Annotated in this window: 14 protein-coding genes; 12 read left to right on the top strand and 2 right to left on the bottom strand. The window is 47.8% G+C overall.

Annotated features, from left to right (window positions below; translation table 11 throughout):
* Positions 1–5: 5 nt before the first annotated feature.
* The 12 genes from MJ611_RS00560 (at position 6) to MJ611_RS00505 (ending at position 14,183) form a co-directional block, all read left to right on the top strand.
* Positions 6–1,082, top strand: coding sequence for a COX15/CtaA family protein (locus MJ611_RS00560; protein WP_250427401.1), 1,077 nt, complete (start codon positions 6–8; stop codon positions 1,080–1,082).
* A 41-nt stretch (positions 1,083–1,123) separates the two neighbouring features.
* A complete protein-coding gene (gene cyoE, locus MJ611_RS00555; protein WP_250427400.1) occupies positions 1,124–1,984 on the top strand; it encodes a heme o synthase in 861 nt (286 codons plus the stop codon).
* A gap of 2 nt (positions 1,985–1,986) precedes the next feature.
* Positions 1,987–2,571, top strand: a complete 585-nt coding sequence (locus MJ611_RS00550) for a cytochrome c oxidase subunit 3 (RefSeq protein ID WP_250427399.1) — start codon at positions 1,987–1,989, stop codon at positions 2,569–2,571.
* A gap of 25 nt (positions 2,572–2,596) precedes the next feature.
* A complete protein-coding gene (locus MJ611_RS00545; protein WP_250427398.1) occupies positions 2,597–3,343 on the top strand; it encodes a cytochrome c oxidase subunit 3 in 747 nt (248 codons plus the stop codon).
* 92 nt (positions 3,344–3,435) lie between these two features.
* A complete protein-coding gene (locus MJ611_RS00540) occupies positions 3,436–3,783 on the top strand; it encodes a cytochrome C oxidase subunit IV family protein (protein ID WP_250427397.1) in 348 nt (115 codons plus the stop codon).
* A 9-nt stretch (positions 3,784–3,792) separates the two neighbouring features.
* Positions 3,793–4,461, top strand: a complete 669-nt coding sequence (locus MJ611_RS00535; protein ID WP_250427396.1) for an SCO family protein — start codon at positions 3,793–3,795, stop codon at positions 4,459–4,461.
* Positions 4,439–4,993 carry a DUF420 domain-containing protein gene (locus MJ611_RS00530; protein WP_250427395.1) on the top strand — a complete coding sequence of 185 codons (555 nt, stop codon included), beginning with the start codon at positions 4,439–4,441 and terminating at the stop codon, positions 4,991–4,993. The genes MJ611_RS00535 and MJ611_RS00530 overlap by 23 nt, the downstream gene beginning before the upstream one ends.
* A complete protein-coding gene (locus MJ611_RS00525; RefSeq protein WP_317233128.1) occupies positions 4,990–5,286 on the top strand; it encodes a hypothetical protein in 297 nt (98 codons plus the stop codon). The genes MJ611_RS00530 and MJ611_RS00525 overlap by 4 nt, the downstream gene beginning before the upstream one ends.
* Complete coding sequence (locus tag MJ611_RS00520) at positions 5,279–5,665, top strand: DUF983 domain-containing protein (RefSeq protein ID WP_250427394.1); 387 nt, start codon at positions 5,279–5,281, stop codon at positions 5,663–5,665. The genes MJ611_RS00525 and MJ611_RS00520 overlap by 8 nt, the downstream gene beginning before the upstream one ends.
* Before the next feature lie 118 nt (positions 5,666–5,783).
* On the top strand, positions 5,784–9,440 hold the full coding sequence (locus MJ611_RS00515; protein ID WP_250427393.1) for an ATP-binding protein: 3,657 nt from the start codon (positions 5,784–5,786) through the stop codon (positions 9,438–9,440).
* The gene (locus MJ611_RS00510) at positions 9,437–12,925 is read left to right on the top strand and encodes a hypothetical protein (RefSeq protein WP_250427392.1); all 3,489 of its coding nucleotides are present in this window, start codon (positions 9,437–9,439) and stop codon (positions 12,923–12,925) included. Before MJ611_RS00515 ends, MJ611_RS00510 begins: the two co-directional genes overlap by 4 nt.
* A gap of 139 nt (positions 12,926–13,064) precedes the next feature.
* Positions 13,065–14,183 (top strand): hypothetical protein, encoded by a 1,119-nt coding sequence (locus tag MJ611_RS00505; RefSeq protein WP_250427391.1) that lies wholly within the window; start codon positions 13,065–13,067, stop codon positions 14,181–14,183.
* A gap of 11 nt (positions 14,184–14,194) precedes the next feature.
* Here MJ611_RS00505 and MJ611_RS00500 read toward each other — a convergent pair whose 3' ends face one another.
* Together MJ611_RS00500 and MJ611_RS00495 are read right to left on the bottom strand one after the other, a co-directional pair.
* Positions 14,195–15,160 (bottom strand): calcium/sodium antiporter, encoded by a 966-nt coding sequence (locus MJ611_RS00500; protein WP_250427390.1) that lies wholly within the window; start codon positions 15,158–15,160, stop codon positions 14,195–14,197.
* A gap of 124 nt (positions 15,161–15,284) precedes the next feature.
* The gene (locus tag MJ611_RS00495) at positions 15,285–15,992 is read right to left on the bottom strand and encodes a YebC/PmpR family DNA-binding transcriptional regulator (protein ID WP_250427389.1); all 708 of its coding nucleotides are present in this window, start codon (positions 15,990–15,992) and stop codon (positions 15,285–15,287) included.
* Positions 15,993–16,045: the final 53 nt, after the last annotated feature.

Below are 16,045 nucleotides of genomic sequence, written 5' to 3'. Positions count from 1 at the left end.
CATTAATGGCTAATAAATCTTTTCCATACAAAAGGTTTAGAAATATTGGAGTAGTTACAGTAATTGCTGTATACTTCTTGATATTGGTTGGAGGAATCGTGCGAAGCACCGGCTCTGGAATGGGATGCCCAGACTGGCCTAAGTGCTTTGGCAGTTGGGTTCCTCCAACTGATATTAGCCAGCTTCCTGATGATTATCTGGAAGTATATAAGCAGAAGAGGATAGAGAAGAACCAAAAGCTTGCCGGATACCTGGATAACCTGGGGTTTGAAGAAGTATCTGCAGCCATCTTTTCACATCCGAACCAATACATTGAAACAGAATTCAATGTAACAAAGACCTGGATAGAGTATGTGAACAGGCTGGTAGGTGTAGCAATAGGAATCCTGATCTTTCTTACCGTTCTATATGCTGTTCCTTATCTGAAGAAAGATAAAACAGTATTTTACCTTTCCCTTATCAGCTTCATACTTGTTGTCATACAGGGATGGCTGGGCTCCATTGTTGTTTCCACTAATCTGCTTCCTGTTACCATTACCATCCACATGGCTTTGGCGCTGGTACTTGTAGCGGTGCTGCAATATGCTGTCGCCCGTTCACAGGAACATACCTTCACGTCCAGGTTTGAGTACAGCCGCAAGTTGAATCTTTTGATTGTACTTGTTACGACGCTTACTTTTTTCCAGATACTTATCGGTACGCAGGTGCGAGAGGATATTGACCTGATTGCCTTTATGATGAAAGGCGAGAACAGGGAATTATGGGTAGAAAAGCTGGGACTTGATTTTTATGTGCACCGCTCTTTTTCTATCGCTCTACTAGCCATCAATGCATATTTGGCTTATTTGCTTTACAAACTAAAAGACCTACAAATCAGCAGATATGTCAACTTGATGTTGGTCATTCTGGGATTGGAGATTATCTTTGGTGTTGTAATGGCTTATTTTGCAATACCTCCGGTTTTACAGCCGCTTCACCTGACCCTCGCAACACTCCTTTTTGGAGTGCAATTTTTGATTTTTATTGTTTATCATTACGCCTCTCATAAGGCGGCTAAAATGCCAGTGGCTGTTCATAACTAATGTATACACAAAAGTCTGACTCGCTGCTGTCTCTAACCTTTATGGTACATAAAGCTGGGGCATACTTTAGGTTGTTGAAGTTCAGGTTAAGTATCGTGGTAGCGTTTTCGAGCGCAATCGGCTACATACTTGGACATCCGCACTCATCCTATGCAAACATATTGATGGTAATGCTGGGAGGTATGCTGGTAACAGGCTCTGCTAATATCATAAACCAGATCATAGAAAAAGATCTGGATAAACTGATGAAGCGAACAGCGAAACGCCCACTACCAACCGGGCAGGTAACAGTAACAGAAGCTGCAGTATACTGTGCTATACTCGGTATTTCCGGAATAGCATTGCTGGCATACTATTTCAATGTTTTAACGGCAGCCATTTCACTGCTCTCACTTATACTTTACGGGTTTGTTTATACGCCTATGAAGCGTATCAGCCCGATCAGTGTTTTTATCGGAGCTTTTCCTGGTGCTTTTCCTCCCCTGATCGGTTGGGTTGCGGCAACAGGTTCGCTGGATATTGAAGCATGGATCTTATTCGGCATACAGTTTATCTGGCAGTTCCCGCATTTCTGGGCAATTGCCTGGGTATTGGATGATGATTATAAGAAGGCCGGTTTTAAGATGCTGCCAATGGCAGGTGGGAAAAACCTGAAAACAGCCTTTCAGATCATGATTTATACCTTGCTGCTGATCCCGTTAAGCTTGTTGCCTTTGCAGTTCGGTATGACCGGAACAACTTCCGCCATGATCGCAGTGGTATGCGGCGTGTTATTTTTAGCTCAGACATTTTACCTCATGCGCACCTGCTCTAAAAAGGCAGCCATGAGTATCATGTTCGGGTCTTTTTTGTATCTGCCGATCGTGCAGATAGCTTTTGTTTTAGATAAAGTAAATTTATAATAATGGTAGCTAATTTAGTAGAAGAGGAAACCAGTAATGGAGGAACACATCCATTAAAGTTTGCGCTGTGGTTGATTATTATTAGTATTATTATGATGTTTGCAGCCTTTACGAGTGCCTATATAGTAAGGCGCGCAGAAGGCAACTGGCTGGAGTATGATCTGCCAAGTATATTGATCGTAAACACGGTCGTGATCATACTTAGCAGCGTAACAATGCAAATGGCATATAATGCTGCGAACAAGAATAACCTATCGTTGCTGAAAGTAATGCTGCTGCTTACACTTGGCCTTGGTACTGCTTTCCTGATCGGACAGTGGAATGCATGGGCTGATCTGGTAAACAACAACATATACTTTGGCGGACAAGGTAGTAACCCTTCGGGCTCATTTCTGTATGTATTAACCGGCGTGCATGGTTTTCACCTGATCACCGGGCTTATTTTTATAATTTTAGTACTTACAGCAAGCTTTAAGTATAAAGTGCACTCCAAAAAGATGCTGCGTATTCAGTTATGCACACTGTACTGGCACTTTCTGGGAGGACTTTGGATATATTTGTATATCTTTTTGAGAGTAAATCACTAAACACGTTTTTTTCAATACATAAACTATGTCTACTTCAACTACGCTGGAAGCACCTAAATCAGGTACATGGGATGGCGGTAATGAGCCATTAAAAGCGAGCTATGGAAAACTCATGATGTGGTTCTTCCTGCTTTCTGATGCGTTTACATTTGGTGCATTTCTGATCGTTTACGGTTTATCACGTCACAAGCACATGCCTTATACAGGCGAGGCGGAGGCTTTCACGTTCTCTACAGAATGGTGGCCAATCCCGGAAAAAGTGTTTAACGCTTTCCCTGGATTCCATGGCGTTGATCTTCCGCTGGCATTCGTTGCCTTGATGACAATGATTCTGATCCTGAGCTCGGTAACGATGGTACTTGCCGTGGAAGCCGGTCATCGAATGGATAAAAACGACGTGCAGAAGTGGTTGCTTTGGACGATCCTTTTTGGTGGTACTTTCCTGGGTTGCCAGGCATGGGAGTGGGCTCACTTTATTACCGGTACTGACGAGGGAATGGTGCTTGCTGACGGTACCCGTATTTTCGGCGCTAACCTGACGATGAACCAGTACGGCCCGCCGTTGTTTGCCGATCTGTTCTTCTTCATTACTGGTTTCCACGGTACGCACGTATTTAGTGGGGTAGTGCTTCTGATCATGATCTTCATCAACACCGTAAACGGCGTATACCACAAGCGTGGACATTACGAAATGGTGGAGAAAGTTGGTCTGTACTGGCACTTTGTAGACCTGGTTTGGGTATTCGTATTTACCTTCTTCTACCTGATCTAATTAAAGGATATAAAATAAAAAATAAACTGAAGCAAAGCTCCGGTGTGTAAAAGCAACGGAGCTAATGCGGAAAATAAAGACACTGCAATACTATGGCAATGCATTCTGATCACGCACATGACTTCAACCAGACAGGTGAGATTCCAAAACCACAAACAAAGGTTATCTGGAAAACATTTGCGATCCTGGTAGGTCTTACAGCACTTGAATTCGTTTTTGCTTTCTTCATGGAAGCAGGTACGCTGCGTAACATGATCTTCATTATCCTGACGATCTTCAAGGCGTTTTATATCGTAGCTGAGTTCATGCACTTAAAGCATGAAACAAAAGCTCTCATCTGGTCTGTGCTAATTCCAATGGCACTGGTTGTATGGCTGATGGTAGCACTTATTTCTGAAGGAAGTTATTACTTCGATTCGGTTACGAATTACTTTAAATAAGCATTTATCATGAGTACTAAAAAGGCACTAATATTAGGCATCCTACTATTAGTGCCTCTTCTTATTTTTATATTTATAGGTACTTTTGGTGAACACCACTTCACGCTGAAGACTTATTTCCCTAAAGTAGATGATACCGGGGAAGTAGTTAGGAATGCTTCCGGTGACACCGTATTTCACAAGGTACCTGACTTCACGCTGACTTCACAGCAGGGGAAACCAGTTGCACAAAACGACCTGTTGGAAGGGGTTTATGTGGCCAACTTCTTTTTTGCTACCTGCCCCAGTATCTGCAAAGACATGTCGTCGCAAATGGTGCGCGTGCAGGAGGCTTTCCAAAACAACTCATCCGTTAAGCTTGTTTCTTTTTCGGTAAATCCTGAACACGATACTCCACAAGTATTACAGGAATATGCGGAGAGGTATAACGCTGATCCGAAGATGTGGTATTTCCTGACCGGTGAGCGAAGCAAAATCTATGATTTGGCAATTAAAGGATTTTATTTGCCTGTACAGGCGGTGCCGGGAGAAGAGGATTTCATACACAGCGAAAAGTTTATGCTTGTAGACAAGTACAAACGTGTACGTGGCATTTATGATGGCACTGACCCGGATGATGTAGACAGACTTATACTTGAAATAAACGTTCTTTTGGATGAATACAGTAAAAGCAAATAGCACAGCAGCGAGTAAGGATAAGAAATACCTGGTACTCATTGCCATTTTATCTGTACTGATACCAGTCGTGGTAGCGATGCTGTTCTTTATGCCTAAAGAAGGTTCGGACAAAGTAGACGTTTCTTTCCTGCCAACACTGCATGCTATTCTGAATTCGATGACAGCCATTGCGCTGGTTATCGGATATATCAATATCCGGCGCGGCAATATCCGGAACCACAGAGCGGCCATGCTTACGGCTTTCGGGCTTTCAGCTATTTTCCTGGTTTCGTATGTTACCTACCACTTTTTAGGCGAGCGGACTATATATGGGGGAGAGGGTGCGCTTAAGTACTTTTATTACTTTGTCCTGCTGACCCATATTGTGCTGGCGGTGGTGATAGTGCCGCTGGTGTTGCTATCGGTATACTTTGCCCTGACAGATCAAGTAAAAAGGCACCGCCGTATCTCCCGCTTGACTTTCCCAATCTGGCTTTATGTAGCCGTGACAGGAGTTCTGGTATACATCCTGATTTCGCCGTATTACGTTTGAATGAAGTAGAAAGTATAAATGTTGTGAATGTGATGAAAAAGCAACTTCAAAAAATATTGGCCGGTATGATGCTGGCGCTCGCGCTTGTTTTTGCTTCAACAGATGCTTATAGCCAGTGCGCCATGTGCCGTGCTACCGTAGAGTCTAACGTAGGTACAGGAAGCAAAGTGCCGGAGTCGAACGTTGGGTCTGGTTTGAATACGGGTATACTCTACCTGATGGCAATACCGTATATCCTGGTGGGTACTATAGGCTTTTTATGGTATAAAAACAACCGGAAGAAGAATGGCTGATCGCTCCAAGATTACAGCCATACTTACTGCCAAATGCCCGCGCTGCCGTGAAGGCGAAGTGTTCAAGTACTCTGCCTTCAATCTTCCTAAATTCGATCGAATGCACGAGGATTGCCCGGTTTGTGGGTTACACTACGAGGTAGAAGTAGGTTTTTTCTGGGGCGCTATGTACATCAGCTATAGCTTTTCGGTCGGGATCGTGTTAGCAGTAGGTATATTACTTTATTACCTGGCAAACGATCCGCCAACCTGGGTGTATCTGGCTGTAGTTTCTGCTTGCGTCATTATCCTGACCCCGATCCTGTTCCGGTATGCCCGTATTCTGATGCTGCACTTTTTCAGCGGCGTTAAATACGACCCATCTTTCAGCAAGCACTAACCTGCGTATATTTTATAGTAGTAATCCATCGTTTTAGTTAAATTCGTGGATAATCTCATACGTTTTGATCAGGAAGGTTGCGCCTCTTTTTCTTTTACTTGTTGCATTGCTGTGCTTTGTGGCTACAGCGGTGCTTTATTTTAACTTTCCCGAAAGAAAACAAGACAAGATAGCTGCCGTTGATGTTGAGCATATAATAGAGCATGTTAACGAAAGTATAGCCGAAGCAAATGCAGACGCTAAGCAGGTCGGCAAACAGCTGTTAGACCAAACCCTTACCTTTTCCTCGCTTCTCCGGCAGACAAAATACCCCACCTTCGTTTATAAAAGGGATCGACTGCTTTTCTGGTCTGATAATACCATTACGCCAGAGCCAGGCCTTGTGCCGATCGTTTCGGAACCAACCACAATTGCAAACAGTTACGGCACGTTTATCCTGGTGCAACACCGCGTGCCGGGTTATACCATTGCGGTATATGTTCCGCTACAGACAAATTACCGGCTTCGGAATAATTATGTCACCTCCAAGCTGCAGGAGCATATTTTTGGGGAGCACCATGCCAAACTGGTGCTCGACGAACATGCACAACTTCCTCAGGTTCGCACAGCAACCAATCGCTTCCTTTTCGCGCTGGACATAGATTCTGACAAGGCCGGTACAGGATCACAGGCTGATACCCTGATGTTCCTTTTACTTGGCGCAGGCATAATCTTCTATGTGCTGTTTGCCCTAAGCTGGAGTAACCGCTTGTTCCGGAAGAAAAAGTATAACCTAGGCATTTCCTTGTTGCTGTTCTTACTGGTGCTGCTTCGTGTACTGCTGCTGGTGTTTAACCTGCCTTATGCTATTGCCGAAATCGAGTTATTCAACCCAAGGCTCTATGCTTCCTCTTTCTGGTCGCCCTCCATTGGCGATCTGGGGTTAAATATGGTGCTGCTGGCTACCGTATCCTGGTCTGCGCTTTACCTGTTCCGCAAGCACAACGTACTGGCACAAATAAAGTATCTGCCAAAACAACAGCGTCAATACCTGCAGGCTGGTTGTATGCTGGCGCTTTATCTGTTGCTGTTGGTGCTGTTCATGTTTTACTATGGCATATACCATAACACCCCAATGGCACTCGACATAACCCAGTCATTGGATTTCGACAGGTATAAAATTGTTATACTTGGTATCATGGTGATCCAGACGGCGTCGCTCTCTGTGTTCGCATACATCCTGGCTTCTGTGGTTGCGGTATTGCAGCAGTGGGAAGACAAGCTGTGGCCCATTCAGCTTCTAAGTGCTGTTGCCGCTGTACTGTTGCTTTCTGCGGTTGTGCTTGCCCCTCATCTGATCGGTATTGTATTGATCGGGTTGTTCTTCTGGCTGGTAATCCTTTTCTCGCAGCGTCAGAACACGATCAACTTCCCGTACCGGACTTACCTCTTTTTATTTCTGGTCATTATTGTGAGTGCGCTTACAGGGGCAACTTCTCTATTTGTGCATTACCAGAACGAACTGAAAGTATACAAACAAAAGTTCGCTTTCAGTCTGCTGCAGGAAAACGATGTGTACGGGGAATACCTGCTGGATGAAGTAGCAAAGAAAATATCAGTCGACGAACTGATTCAGGCAAAAATGAGAGGGCCTTATGTGGATGCCCTTTTTATCAAACAAAAGATAGTACGGCAGTACCTGCACAACTACTTCGACAAGTATGATACGAACGTGTTGCTCTTCGACAGTGAAGGTCGTTCGCTCGAAAGTGCTGATACGACAGCCGCCACGCTGCAGGACCTCCGGATGAAGTATGATACACCGAAGACGCGTACCGAACGGAAGAACCTGTTTCTGGTAAAAGATCCGGTCAGATACAATGAACGTACTTACCTGAAGCTGATCGATGTACCCGTAAGCAAGCACATGAAAGGGACTGTTGTGCTGCAACTCTCGCTGAAAAGGCTGCAGCCAAACAGCCTGGTGCCTGAGCTACTGACCGAGGAAGGTAGCAGTCAGCCCTTAAGGACCGATAGGCTCAGCTACGCGATCTATCAAAACAACAAGCTGGTATTTAATGAAGGTGATTTCGACTACGCTTCTAACTTCGACAAAGCGTTGTTGGAGAACGAGGAGCTTTTCCAGCAAGGGCTGACGCAGGGCGGCTTTCACCATTTAGGTGTTCTGGATGATAACGGGGAGTTGCTGGTTATTACTACAGAGCAGTATGGCGGGCGTGAAATCCTATCCAACTTCTCGTTCCTGTTCCTGGTCATTACTACAGGTTTTATACTTTTGGCCGTATTGGTCTTATTACTGGAGCGCCACCGCCTGAAGCAGTTCCGGCCTAATTTCAGTACTAAAATCCAGCTCTTCCTGAACTTTGGTATTCTGCTACCCCTTTTACTTGTAAGTATAACAACAGCAAGTCTGGTGACAAGTTCTTACAAAAAAGACCTTTTACGATCTTACGAACAGCGGGGAAAGGCAATTCAGGAGAGCCTGGGCAGGCAGATTACCCCGGAGTTGCTGCAAGACAAGGAAAGACTGTTGCGAAGGGTAAAGGAAATCGCTGCAATTGCCGAGGCCGATATAAACCTGTATAACCGCAATGGAATGCTGCTGGCAACGAGCCAGCCGCTGTTGTTTGATGCCGGGCTGTTGTCGCAGCTGGTAAACCCGAAAGCCTTTGCTACTATTTCGGAGCGGCAGGCACTGCGTGCATTGCTCTCCGAACAAACAGGCAACCTGATCTTTAACACCCTCTACCTGCCGTTGCACCAGGGCAACGACTCGGGCAAGCTTACAGGGTATCTGGGAATTCCGTTCTTCGATTCGGAGAAGCAGCTGGACCTGAAACTGATCGAGCTCACCACCACCACCATGAACATTTTTACCGTTATGTTCATCCTGTTTATGGTGCTCACTTTCTTTGCCTCCCGTGCCCTTACCGTACCGTTGCGCCTGCTGGCAGACAAACTCAAACGTACTTCCCTGACGGGTAAGAACGAGATGCTGGCCTACGAAGGTGCCGATGAGATCGGGTTGCTGGTGAACGAGTACAACCGCATGCTGCTGACGCTGGAGCAGAATAAGGTGGAGTTGGCGATGCGCGAAAAAGAAGCTGCCTGGCGCGAGATGGCGCGGCAGGTAGCCCATGAGATCAAGAACCCGCTTACGCCGATGAAGCTGTCGCTGCAGTACCTGCAGAAAGCGATTGCTGAAAAGAAACCGAATACGGAGCAGCTCATCGAGAAGATCTCGCAAACCTTGATCACCCAGATCAACATCCTGAGCGATATCGCCACTTCGTTCTCTAACTTTACAGCCATGCCAGAGCCGAAGGCGGAGCTGATGGACGTGGCCGCTGCCTTGCGCAAAGCAGCAGATTTGCACAACGACCCGGCAAGTGCCACGCTTAGGACAGACATCACAACAGAGGCCGTGATGGTGATGGCCGATGAGAGCCTGATGGTGCGTACGTTCAACAACCTGCTGCTGAATGCGATCCAGGCAGTGCCGACCACACGCAAGCCGTTGCTGCACGTTGCCTTAAAGGTACAGCAGGCGGAAGGCGTTGTGTTGATCTCCATTAAGGATAACGGCAGCGGCATCCCGTGGGAAGTACGCGGCAAGGTGTTTATCCCGAACTTCAGTACAAAGTATACAGGTTCGGGTATAGGGTTGGCAGTAGCCAAAAAAGGAATAGAAAACGCAGGAGGTCGCATATGGTTTGAGACAGAAGAAGGGAAAGGCACAACGTTTTTTATCTCTTTACCCTTGGCCAGTCCATGAGCAGAAAGCTCTACATAGGGCTCTTTTTCCTGCTGTTGAGCCTCCCGGTGCTGGCACAGACACCTGTTAACAACAGGCGCTGCAAGTGGCTGCCGGTCTCTTCGCTGCCGGTTATACTTGATTCGCTTACCATAGAACCTTCTTCTGTTACGTTCTCCGGCCCCAGGAAGGAGCAGTTTGCATTTGACTACAACTATACTACCCACGAGTTTCAGCTCACCAGCTTTCCTCCTCCGGATTCGATCGCCGTTGATACCTTGGGAACCATGCAGCCATTGCCGGATTCGGTGCTGGTGTGCTACAGGGTATTGCCGCTGAACCTTACAAAACCTGGCTTTAAACGCGATGTGGCGAAGCTGGAAATGAACTCTTTCCGGAAAGACTTTTACCAGGAAGATTTTGCTGCTAAGGAGGAGATCTTCCGTACGCCCGGGCTGAACAAAACGGGAAGTATATCGCGGGGCATTTCGTTTGGCAACACACAAAACGTGTTCGTAAACTCCGCCCTGAACCTGCAGCTCGATGGCAAGCTGACCGACGATATCAGTATAACGGCAGCCATTACGGACCAGAACATACCCTTTCAGCCGGAAGGAAACACGCAGCAGCTGCAGGAGTTTGACCGCGTATACATCACGCTGAAACACCGGTTGTGGCGACTGACGGCAGGGGATGTGGTGCTGCAAAACAAGCCATCGTACTTTCTTCAGTTTTACAAGAACGTGCAGGGCGGAGCATTTGAAACAACGTTTGGCTCTTCACCGGAGCGGCGCGGCGTAACCACTGTGGCAGCTTCCCAATCGAAAGGTAAATTTGCTTCTCAGACAATAGCAGCGCTGGAGGGAGTGCAGGGGCCTTATCGCCTGCGCGGCCCTAACAACGAGCGCTTTATTATCGTGCTGGCCAATTCAGAGCGGGTGTTCCTGGATGGCAGGCTGCTGACCCGGGGCTACGACTACGATTATACCATCGACTACAACCAGGCCGAGATCACCTTTACAACCAAACATGTTATTACCAAAAATACCCGCATCAAGGTAGACTTCGAATACTCGGACCAGAACTACAGCCGGAGCATTTACCACCTGAACCACTACCAGCAGCTCGGCAAGCTTAAAGTATACGGCAACTACTACAACGAGTCGGATAACCCGAACAACCTGCTGAACCTGGACCTGGATGATGAGGAAAAGCGGCTGCTGGCAAGTATAGGTGATAGCCTCTCGTTGGGCGTTACCTCCGGAGCCGACAGCGTAGCCTTTGATCCGCAGCAGGTGCTGTACGCCCGCCGCGATACGATGTACAACGATAGTATGAACGTTGCCACCATCTTTGTGTATTCCACCAATCCTGACTCTGCCCATTATAATGTGCGTTTCTCGGAGGTAGGGCCAAACCGCGGCGATTACGTAGCAGATAATACTACTGTGAACGGGCGCGTGTATAGGTGGGTGGCCCCCGTGAATGGGGTGCCTCAGGGCAGCTACCTGCCCTTGCGTATCCTGCCCACGCCACGCCAGAAGCAGCTTGTAACGATAGGGGGAAACTTCGAGGTGCAGAAAGGCATCAACGTTTTTGTAGAAGGCGCTGCCTCGAACAATGATCTAAACCGCTTTTCGAAGCTGGACGCCTCGGATGACAACGGAAAGGGTGTGCGGCTAGGATACCTGGTGCAGGACAAAGCAGTGCCCTTGCTGGGCAAGTATAAACTGAACAGCAGCCTGAACTACGAGTATACAGATGAATATTTTACCCCCATCGATCGTTACCGCCCGATAGAGTTTGACCGCGACTGGAGCTTGCCAATTACCCAAGTCAATGCCGACGACCATATCTTTAACTTTTCAGTAGGAGCAGCGCAGGACGCGCAGAACTTGGTCAATTACCGGATCAGTCGCAGGTACAGGGAGCAACAGCTGGACGGGGTACAGCATTACCTTGATGTGCTGAAGCGCCTCGGGAAGCTGGAGCTGCGAAACAATTTTTTTATGCTGCAGAGTGAGCAGGCAGAGCGGGAATCGGAGTGGTACCGGGGGGATGTTGGGATAAAGTACAACGCGCGCCATTTTGCGCCGGGCTACGTGTACCGCTTCGATAAGAACAAACTGAAAGCGATAGGTACCGATTCGGTTACCGGCTCCGCCCAGTACTTCGACGAGCACCTGGTGTTTGTGGAGAGCAGCGACTCATCCAGGACCCGCTTCCGGGTAGACTACAGCCATCGAACCGACCTGCGGCCAACTGCTTTCGGGGAACTGGGGGCGCCTGAAGTAGGGCAGACCTACAACGGCATGGTGCAGAGCAAACTGGGAGCGGAGAGCGACCTGGCCGTGCAGGTAACCTACCGGAAACTGGAGCTGGCTACCTCCAAGGACGAAGAAACTGTGCAGTCGCGGGTAGACTGGAGTGCAGGCTTTCTGGACGGCAGCTTCCGATCGGAGCTGACGTACGCAGTAGGTACAGGCCGGGAACTGAAGCGCATCTTTATTTTCCGGGAGGCGCTGCCCGGGCAGGGAACCCATTACCTGCGCGATGGCGGCAACCCCAACGACCTGAACGATTATCTGGAAGCACAAACTGTAGACCAGCAACGTTACGTCAAGATCTTCCTGCCGACAGATGAGTATGTGAATGCCTATACCAACAACTTCACTTACCGCCTCAACAGCAACACGCCACGCAGCTGGCGCGGAGAGGAAGGCTGGAAAGGTATGGCGTCTCGGTTCTCAATGCTCACCTTCATCAACATCGATAAGAAAACAACCGATAACGACTTGGCCAAGCGCTTTAACCCGTTCCGCGATGACTTCGACGATGAACTGCTGCTGTCGCTGGCCAAGACCCTGCGCAACACTTTTTACTACAACCGTACCAACCCGAAGCATGGATTAGAGTATACCTTGCAGCAGAACCAGCAGAAATCGTTGCTGGCAAACGGTACCGAAACACGAAGCCTGGGCAGCCATACCTTGCTGGGCCGCCTGAACCTGAACGAGGTACTGAGCTCAAGTATAACCTTGGGGCGGAACATCCGGGAAAACCGGTCTAATTTCCTGGAGTCGAAGAACTTTAAGATCATATCGCAGGAACTGACGCCGGAACTGGCCTACCAACCCAATACAAAGCTGCGTTTTACGGGAACGTACCAGTTAGCTTTGCGCGAGGATGCGCTCTCAGCATCCGACAACGAGCAGCAGGCCACCTTCCATGAATTGGGCCTGGAGACAAAGCTGAGCCAGGTGAGCAAGCGCACGATCTCGGGGGTGATCCGTTACGTGAACATTGATTTTGAAGGGGAACAGAATTCTTATGTCGGCTATGAGATCCTGAATGCGCTGCGCCCGGGCAACAACCTCACCTGGTCCTTCAACATGCAGCAGCGCCTGAGCAACGGCCTCAACATTTCCCTGAACTACGACGGTCGCAAAGCAAACGGAATAAATGCCGTACACACGGGCCGCACGCAGGTATCGGTGCTGTTCTAAATTGTTTTCCTGTCGGTTTATACTTTGAAGCATAAGAGTATACAATATTGGCTATATTGTAGCCTTAAATCCAGCTGGTTCAGGTTGAGGGTAGTAGCACAATCCTTTTCCGCTTCCAGTATACTTAAGTATACTTTTAATGCGCTTTTTAACCTTCCTGCTTTTCTTATTTCTTTTTCTGGTTACTTCCGCCTCAGCTCAGAAAGGTTATTTCGTGCCGGGTTTTATCATCCGGGGCAACGACACCATTCCGGGCTTTATTGAACGAAATGCAGAGGCAGACCTGGGCCGATCTATCAAGTATAAACTGTTGCAGAACTCCGATACGAAGCAGGAATACCTGCCATCCGAAATTTCCGGCTTCGGCTTTAGCCCGGATAGCCTTTGGTTTGAGGCAGTGGAAGTTGAAATAAAAGATGAAGCAGGCTTCCGTAAAACGCGCCGTTTTGCTAAAGTAATCCTGAAAGGACAGGTTAGCTTATACAAGGTGCAATTACAGCGTGCTGAGTACAACCCGATCCTGCTCAGGGATAACACGCATGTATATGTGATCAAAAAAGACAGCACTTTCTACACGCTGGGGCAGTATGAGTACCAGTCAGGAAAGTATGTCGGACTTCATAAACGGTATATCGGAACGCTTAACTATACCCTGGCAAATTGCCCGGATGTTATCCACAACATCAACAGCCTGCGGTTTGATGATCGCTCCATCACGAGGCTAATTCGGGAATACAACAGGTGTGCCAGCCCTGAAACCACCATAGCGGAATATACCCACAAAGTAAAAGCAGTGGTACGGCATGGGGTGGAGGCAGGCTATACCTGGAGAGCTAGGCCAACAGATAACTACCGGTTATCGGGCTATTCAGTTGGCTACTTCTGGGAAATCAATAACCCGGACAGGGGCAAGAGGATAGCAGCAAAACTGGGGTTAAGCTATGCTTATCTTGAAAGCGGTGCTACTGTCGATAACAACGAGCTAAAGCATGTGAGCCATACGTTGAAGGTACCGATAACCGCACAGTATAACCTGGGAACATCGCCTCAGGCAACTTACCTGCCCTTTGTATATGCTGGTGTAAGCCCGTATTTTTTTCTTAGGGAGAAGCACATGGCCACCTTGCTCACCTGTGGTGCCGGCCTGTATGTCAGAAGTATAAAAATTACGTACGCGATCGAGAAGGAAGGTCTATTTAAGCCATCGCCAACTATTGCACATGTAACCCTTGGGCTGAAGCTGAGCAGGAATAAGTAATGAAGTATACTTCATCCTCTTTGCACCAGAAAGGCGATGTAGCCAAAGTACACCAGCAGGAAGATTATGCCGCTTATCCTGCCTACTGTGTTCTGTTGCCCGAACGGGATGGTCAGAATAAGCAAGGTGCTGGCAAAGATCATCATCAGTATGTCCGTATTGTTCAGTACGTTGAAGGGCAGTGGGTTTATCAGAGCACTTATACCTAGAATCCAGAGGAGATTGAAGATGTTAGAGCCGACCACATTGCCAACTGCTATATCCATGCTTCTGCGGTAAGCTGCTATTGCTGAGGTTACCAGTTCGGGAAGGGAGGTGCCGATTGCCACTACTGTCAGGCCGATGAATGATTCGCTCAGCCCAAAGACTTTGGCAATGGCTACAGCCCCATCAACTACCCATATCCCTCCCACAAACAGTGCTCCGACACCAATAAGTATAAACAGAACAGATTTGGCGACAGGCATCACTTCCTTTTTATTGACGTCGTTACCTGTTTGGTCGTCTTGGGTTTTGGCTACGTTGTAGACATAAGCCATAAACATCAGGAAGAAGAAGAGCAGAATTACGCCGTCTATCCGGCTGATGTAAAGCTGGGTTTTGTCGCTGAACAGCACAGCATTTGCCAGAAAGCCTACCAGCAGTGTGGCAATAAGTGAAAAAGGAATTTCTGTAAGGATGGTGTTCCGTTTGATCGGCAGTGGGTTGATAAGGGCCGATACGCCCAGTATAAGCAGCAGGTTTGCTACGTTGCTACCAAATACATTCCCGATAGCCAGACCTGACTCGCCCCGTAAACTTGCCAGAATATTGATAATAAGCTCCGGCATGGAAGTACCGAAGGAGACAATTGTAAGCCCCACAATCATATCGCTGAGGCCGTAGGTTTTTGCAACGGACGAAGCACCCGATACCAGTGTATCTGCGCCTTTTACTAAAAGTATAAAGCCAGCTATAAATAGAATGTATACAAGCATGGGCAGGGATGCTGTGGTTCCTGTTTTGCTGTACGTTCAAATAAGGGGAGCGGTGCTAAAACAAAAGGCTGCCCGGGTATGAAACCGGGCAGCCTTTGCTGTGATACTAGTATACTATACTCACTTAGGCCATGTTGTGGTAAACAGCCTGCACGTCGTCGTCTTCTTCAATCTTTTCGATGAGGTTTTCGATCTCCTCTTCCTGTTCTTCTGTCAGCTCGGTGCGGGTGTTGGGGATACGCTGCAGCTCGGCACTGATCACGTTTAGGCCTTTTTCTTCCAGCGCTTTCTGCATCGCGCCAAAGTCTGTGAAAGCTGTTTCTACAATGATCTCGCCTTCGTGCTCGTAAATGTCTTCTGCTCCGGCATCGATCAGCTCCAGCTCCAGCTCTTCGATGTCGAGGCCTTCGGCTGCAATTTTGAAAATGCCTTTGCGGGTAAATATAAAATCAAGTGAGCCGGTTTTGCCCAAAGCGCCACCACCACGGGAAAAGTACACGCGCATGTTGGCAACTGTGCGGTTGATATTATCGGTAGCTGTTTCTACAAGTATAGCGATGCCGTAAGGGCCGTAGCCTTCGTATACTACTTCTTCGTAGTCTTTTTCCTCTTTAGAAGAAGCACGTTTGATGGCAGATTCTACTCTGTCTTTTGGCATGTTCACGCCTTTGGCGTTCTGCATGGCAGTACGGAGGCGTGAGTTTGTCTCAGGGTTAGGACCACCTTCTTTAACGGCCATAACAATCTCTTTGCCTAGGCGCGTAAAGGCCTTCGACATTTTGTCCCAACGCTTAAATTTTCGGGCTTTTCTAAATTCAAATGCTCGTCCCATCGTGTCTGGTGGTTTTTTAAGTATGCTACAAATTTAGCGAGCTTGTACGAAAA

Origin of the sequence: Pontibacter ruber, from assembly GCF_023630205.1 — a bacterium.
Taxonomy (GTDB): domain Bacteria; phylum Bacteroidota; class Bacteroidia; order Cytophagales; family Hymenobacteraceae; genus Pontibacter; species Pontibacter ruber.
The sequence above is the reverse complement of the archived record's forward strand: the minus strand, read 5'-3'. Positions and strand labels throughout refer to the sequence as shown.

What these genes read in the sequence shown, in the direction of transcription:
- MJ611_RS00560 (WP_250427401.1), top strand. Translation starts at nt 6, where the DNA reads ATGGCTAATAAATCTTTTCCATACAAAAGGTTTAGAAATATTGGAGTA.
- cyoE (WP_250427400.1), top strand. Translation starts at nt 1,124, where the DNA reads ATGGTACATAAAGCTGGGGCATACTTTAGGTTGTTGAAGTTCAGGTTA.
- MJ611_RS00550 (WP_250427399.1), top strand. Translation starts at nt 1,987, where the DNA reads ATGGTAGCTAATTTAGTAGAAGAGGAAACCAGTAATGGAGGAACACAT.
- MJ611_RS00545 (WP_250427398.1), top strand. Translation starts at nt 2,597, where the DNA reads ATGTCTACTTCAACTACGCTGGAAGCACCTAAATCAGGTACATGGGAT.
- MJ611_RS00540 (WP_250427397.1), top strand. Translation starts at nt 3,436, where the DNA reads ATGGCAATGCATTCTGATCACGCACATGACTTCAACCAGACAGGTGAG.
- MJ611_RS00535 (WP_250427396.1), top strand. Translation starts at nt 3,793, where the DNA reads ATGAGTACTAAAAAGGCACTAATATTAGGCATCCTACTATTAGTGCCT.
- MJ611_RS00530 (WP_250427395.1), top strand. Translation starts at nt 4,439, where the DNA reads ATGAATACAGTAAAAGCAAATAGCACAGCAGCGAGTAAGGATAAGAAA.
- MJ611_RS00520 (WP_250427394.1), top strand. Translation starts at nt 5,279, where the DNA reads ATGGCTGATCGCTCCAAGATTACAGCCATACTTACTGCCAAATGCCCG.
- MJ611_RS00510 (WP_250427392.1), top strand. Translation starts at nt 9,437, where the DNA reads ATGAGCAGAAAGCTCTACATAGGGCTCTTTTTCCTGCTGTTGAGCCTC.
- MJ611_RS00505 (WP_250427391.1), top strand. Translation starts at nt 13,065, where the DNA reads ATGCGCTTTTTAACCTTCCTGCTTTTCTTATTTCTTTTTCTGGTTACT.
- MJ611_RS00500 (WP_250427390.1), bottom strand. Translation starts at nt 15,160, where the DNA reads ATGCTTGTATACATTCTATTTATAGCTGGCTTTATACTTTTAGTAAAA.
- MJ611_RS00495 (WP_250427389.1), bottom strand. Translation starts at nt 15,992, where the DNA reads ATGGGACGAGCATTTGAATTTAGAAAAGCCCGAAAATTTAAGCGTTGG.